This window comes from Mycobacterium sp. (genome assembly GCF_049280035.1).
GTDB lineage: Bacteria > Actinomycetota > Actinomycetes > Mycobacteriales > Mycobacteriaceae > Mycobacterium.
The window spans coordinates 1-4,791 of sequence record NZ_JBAPPI010000623.1 but is presented as its reverse complement, the minus strand read 5'-3'; the positions used below and the strand labels follow the sequence as shown (position 1 = coordinate 4,791).

The 4,791-nt window shown below is 64.2% G+C and carries 6 protein-coding genes; 1 reads left to right on the top strand and 5 read right to left on the bottom strand.

The features are described 5' to 3' along the window. The 5 genes from WAN71_RS20005 to WAN71_RS19985 all read right to left on the bottom strand — a co-directional run. On the bottom strand, positions 1 to 558 hold a 558-nt coding region (locus WAN71_RS20005), incomplete at its 3' end, for an ABC transporter permease subunit (protein ID WP_422226992.1). Next, positions 555 to 1,415 carry a sulfate ABC transporter permease subunit CysT gene (cysT, locus tag WAN71_RS20000; RefSeq protein ID WP_422226991.1) on the bottom strand — a complete coding sequence of 287 codons (861 nt, stop codon included), beginning with the start codon at positions 1,413 to 1,415 and terminating at the stop codon, positions 555 to 557. The genes cysT and WAN71_RS20005, both read right to left, overlap by 4 nt. After that, entirely contained in the window at positions 1,412 to 2,449 is a 1,038-nt protein-coding gene (locus WAN71_RS19995; protein ID WP_422226990.1) for a sulfate ABC transporter substrate-binding protein, read from the bottom strand. The genes cysT and WAN71_RS19995 overlap by 4 nt, the downstream gene beginning before the upstream one ends. A 111-nt stretch (positions 2,450 to 2,560) precedes the next feature. Then, positions 2,561 to 2,653 (bottom strand): Ms4533A family Cys-rich leader peptide, encoded by a 93-nt coding sequence (locus WAN71_RS19990; protein ID WP_422226989.1) that lies wholly within the window; start codon positions 2,651 to 2,653, stop codon positions 2,561 to 2,563. A 141-nt stretch (positions 2,654 to 2,794) separates the two neighbouring features. Beyond that, positions 2,795 to 2,998 carry a hypothetical protein gene (locus WAN71_RS19985; RefSeq protein ID WP_422226993.1) on the bottom strand — a complete coding sequence of 68 codons (204 nt, stop codon included), beginning with the start codon at positions 2,996 to 2,998 and terminating at the stop codon, positions 2,795 to 2,797. Between the two features lie 107 nt (positions 2,999 to 3,105). On the opposite strand from WAN71_RS19985, the gene WAN71_RS19980 reads away from it, so the two are divergent. After that, the coding region (locus WAN71_RS19980) for a glycoside hydrolase family 15 protein (protein ID WP_422226988.1) at positions 3,106 to 4,791 on the top strand (1,686 nt) is incomplete at its 3' end.

Here is a 4,791-nt window from a genome sequence, read left to right as displayed (position 1 = left end):
CGGCAGTGTGATCCGCCAAAATGTCTGCCACCAACCGGAACCCAGCGTTGCGGCCGCCTGCTCCTGATCGGTGCCCAATTCGTGCAACACCGGCTCGACTTCGCGCACCACGAATGGCAGCGTGGCGAAGACGCTGGCGAGCACGATGCCGGGCAGCCCGAAGATGATCTTGAAGCCGAAGTCCTTCTCGACGAAGCCCAGCAGCCCGGCGGATCCCCACAGCACGATCAGCGCCACGCCGACAACGACCGGCGAGACCGCGAACGGCAGGTCGATGATCGCCTGCAGCACCCCTTTGCCGCGGAACCGGTTGCGCGCCAGCATCAGTGCGGTCGGGATCCCGAAGATCACGTTGAGCGGCACCACGATCGCCACCACCAACAGCGACAAATTCAGTGCCGACACCGCCGCCGGTGTGCTGACCCAGGCGAAGAATTGGCCGAAGCCGGGCGCGAAGGTCCGCCACAAGATCAGCCCAACGGGAACGACGAGCAGCACCAACACATAGGCCAGGGCAAGAAAGCGGATAAGGTAGCGAACCGGGGCCGATGTCGTCATGCTCCCAACTCCTCGCGTTTAGCCGCGCGCGACCCGAGGATCCGCAGAACGAACAACACGACAAACGAGATAGCAAGCAGCACAATCGATATTGCAGCGGCACCGGTACGGTCGTCGTTTTCAATGAGGGTCCGGATCCATTGTGAGGACACCTCGGTTTTGCCGGGCACCGCCCCACCGATCAGCACTACCGACCCGAATTCGCCGATCGCCCGCGCAAACGTTAGCCCCGCACCGGTCAACAAAACCGGAGTCAAAGAGGGCAGCACGACAGCTGTGAAGATTGTCGCGTTCCTGGCGCCCAGCGACGCGGCCGCCTCCTCGGTCTCGCGGTCGATTTCCAGCAGCACCGGCTGGACGGCTCGCACCACGAACGGCAGCGTGACGAACGCCAGCGCCACGCCAACACCCCATCCGGTGTGCTGCAAGTGCAGGCCGACCGGGCTGTTGGTCCCGTAGAGAGCCAGCAGCACCAGGCTGGCGACAATCGTCGGCAAGGCGAACGGCAGATCAATGATGACGTCGACGAGGCGCTTGCCCGGGAAGTCGTCGCGTACCAGCACCCATGCGACCAACAAGCCGAAAATCATGTTGAGGACTGTGACGCCCGCGGAGATGGTCAGGGTCACCCGGAAAGACTCCAGCGCGGCATTCGAGGTAACCGCAAGCCAGAACGCCCGCCAGCCGCCACCGGCTGATTGCCAGAAGATCGCGGCCAACGGCAGCAGCACGATCACCGAAAGCCACACCATTGCCACGCCGACCCGCAGCGACGTGCCGCTGCGGCGCCCCCTGGGCCCCGGTGCGCCGCCGCCAAGCGTGGGTCCGGTCACCTCGCGTGTTATCGCCGTCGTCATCCGGTGGCCTGCATGTAGATTTTGGTGACGCTGCCAGAGCTCTTGTCGAACAGTTGCGGATCCACGGTGTCCCAGCCACCGAGATCAGCGATTGTCCACAGCTTGGTCGGCATCGGGAACTGACTGCGCACATCAGCGGCGACGGCGGGGTCGACCGGCCGGAATCCGGCTGCTGCCCAAAGCTTCTGGGCCTGGGCCGTGTACTGGAAGTTCTTGAACGCGGTGGCGGCATCCAGGTGGGCGCTGCTGGTCACCACCGCAACAGGGTTTTCGATCTTGAATGTCTGCGACGGGTTGAGATGGGTGACTGGCTTGCCTTGGCGCTCGGTGGCGATCGCTTCGTTCTCGTAGCTGATCAGCACGTCACCGCTGCCTTGGACGAACACATCGGTGGCCTCGCGCCCGGATGCGGGGCGCAGCTTGACGTGCTGACCGACCAGCTTGTTGATGAAGTCAATGCCCGCCTGGGGGTTATGCCCGCCGCCGCTCTTGACGGCGTACGGGGCAAGCAAATTCCACTTCGCCGAACCTGAGCTGAGCGGGCTGGGCGTGATGACTTCCACGCCGGGGCGCAGCAGGTCGTCCCAGTCCTTGATGTTTTTCGGATTACCCGGCCGCACCACCAGGGTCACCACCGACCCGAACGGGATACCTTTCGTGGCGTCTTTGTTCCAATCGCTGGAAACCTTGCCGGCCTTGACGAGTCGGGCGATGTCGGGCTCAACCGAGAAGTTGACGAGATCGGCGGGCTTGCCGTCGACAACGCCGCGTGACTGGTCACCCGAGGCGCCGTACGAGGTGATCACCTGCACGCCGTTACCTTCTTGCGAGGCGTTGAACGCCGGAATCACCTTGCTCCAGCCCGGCTCTGGAGCCGAATAGGCGACCAGCGTGATGCTCGTCTTCGCGTTGACCGGTCCGCCACCGCCGACCACGTCGCTCGCGCCACCGTGACACGCCGCGATGACGCTAGCGGCGACGGTCAACCCGACAAGGTGGCGCCAACGCGCGGGCCCCCTGACGTCGTCGAGCAATGATCGACCTTTCGGTGGCGGATTAACAGATAACCAGTCCCGTCGCTACAGAAGGGCAAGGTCAGCAGTTGGGAGAATCCCACCGACACCCGACCGCGCGCGGGGAGGAAGTCAGCTACAACAGTGCACGTCAGCCACAGCGCAACCGCCGACGGCAATAAGTGCCAAGATATGGCACTCGCTGTTGCCGGACGCCGCGTGCATGGCGGAAGCCTAACAGAATCCGGCCTGCTCGCAGTTCGGCCAACGCAGGTCAGTGGCTTAACAACCACGCGACGATGACCAGCACCACCAAAATGACCAGCACCAACGTCACCTGAGATCGCGGCATACCCGTCTTTCTGGTCATCCGGGTTCTTCGTCGCTGTGGCGAACGCGCCCCACTAGCCGTATGCCGTAGCCCAGCAGCGCGTCCAACACCACCGCGATGAGGTAGGCCAACGCCAGCACCACCGGCATCACGATGATGGTCTGCAAGACGAACCCCAGCCCCGACAGCCACAACTCGACGCCGTCCCACCAACTGAGGATCCCGTTCATCGAGCTCACCCTATTCCGGGTGGCCGATGAAGCCAACATGCCCATGATGCTCGCTTGCTGCTGGCCAGCGGTGTCTTCGGTAGACGCCGGGCACGTCGGCGCATCATGATGTCGACATGGTTCTTCATTCGCAGCCTGCCGAAGAGGCCGCGAAGACGCGCGAATCCGCGACCTTTGCCATCGCGCCTCCGGCGCCATCTCCCTCCAGCGGGTCGGCGCGAAACCCGTTTCCGCCGATCGCCGACTACGCGTTTCTGTCCGACTGCGAGACGACCTGCCTGATCTCGCCAGCGGGCTCGGTGGAGTGGCTGTGCGTGCCGCGTCCGGATTCGGCGAGCGTGTTCGGCGCGATCCTGGACCGCAGCGCCGGCCATTTCCGGCTGGGGCCATATGGCGTGTCGGTTCCCTCAGCGCGACGCTATCTGCCCGGCAGCCTGATCATGGAGACCACCTGGCAAACCCACACCGGCTGGGTGATCGTGCGCGACGCGCTGGTGATGGGGCCGTGGCATGACATCGATCGACGGTCACGAACGCATCGCCGCACCCCGATGGACTGGGACGCCGAGCACATCCTGCTGCGCACCATTCGTTGCGTCAGCGGGACCGTCGAACTGCTGATGAGCTGCGAGCCGGCGTTCGACTACCACCGCATCGGCGCTACTTGGGAGTACTCCGCTGACGGCTACGGCGAAGCAATCGCCCGGGGCACTAGAGATTCCGACGTTCATCCGACCCTGCGGTTGACCACCAACCTGCGGATCGGTTTGGAGGGCCGAGAAGCGCGGGCACGCACCCGAATGAAAGAGGGCGACAACGCCTTCGTCGCCTTGAGTTGGTCCAAGCACCCGGCGCCGCAGACCTTCGAAGAGGCCGCCGACAAAATGTGGAACACCGCCGAGTGCTGGCGGCAGTGGATCAACATCGGCAACTTTCCCGACCACCCGTGGCGGGCGTATCTGCAACGCAGCGCACTCACGCTGAAAGGGTTGACCTATTCGCCCACCGGCGCGCTGCTGGCTGCCTGCACCACTTCGCTTCCGGAAACACCGCAGGGCGAACGCAACTGGGACTACCGGTACGCCTGGGTGCGCGACTCGACATTTGCATTGTGGGGGCTCTATACGCTGGGCCTCGACCGCGAGGCAGACGATTTCTTCTCGTTCATCGCCGATGTGTCTGGAGCCAACAACGGCGAAAGCCAACCGCTACAAGTGATGTACGGCGTCGGCGGGGAACGCCAGCTCGTGGAAAAGGAACTACCCCATCTTTCCGGTTACGACCATGCCAGCCCGGTACGTATCGGCAACGGTGCCTACAACCAGGACCAGCACGACATCTGGGGCGCCATCCTCGACTCGTTCTACCTGCACGCAAAATCCCGTGAGCAAGTCCCCGAAACGCTGTGGCCGGTGCTGAAGCAGCAGGTGGAAGAAGCGGTCAACCACTGGCGCGAGCCCGACCGCGGCATCTGGGAGGTGCGCGGCGAACCGCAACATTTCACCGCGTCGAAGGTGGCGTGCTGGGTGGCGGTCGACCGCGGATCGAAGCTGGCCGAGCGGCAGGGCGAGAGCAGCTATGCCCAGCAGTGGCGGGCCATCGCCGAAGAGATCAAGGCCGACGTGCTCGCCAACGGCGTGGACTCCCGGGGCGTGTTGACGCAGCGGTACGGCTCGGACGCCTTGGATGCGTCGGTGCTGTTGGCAGTACTGAATCGGTTCCTGCCGCCGGACGATCCGCGGGTGCGCGCCACCGTGCTGGCCATTGCCGACGAGCTCACCGAACAAGGGCTGGTGCTGCGA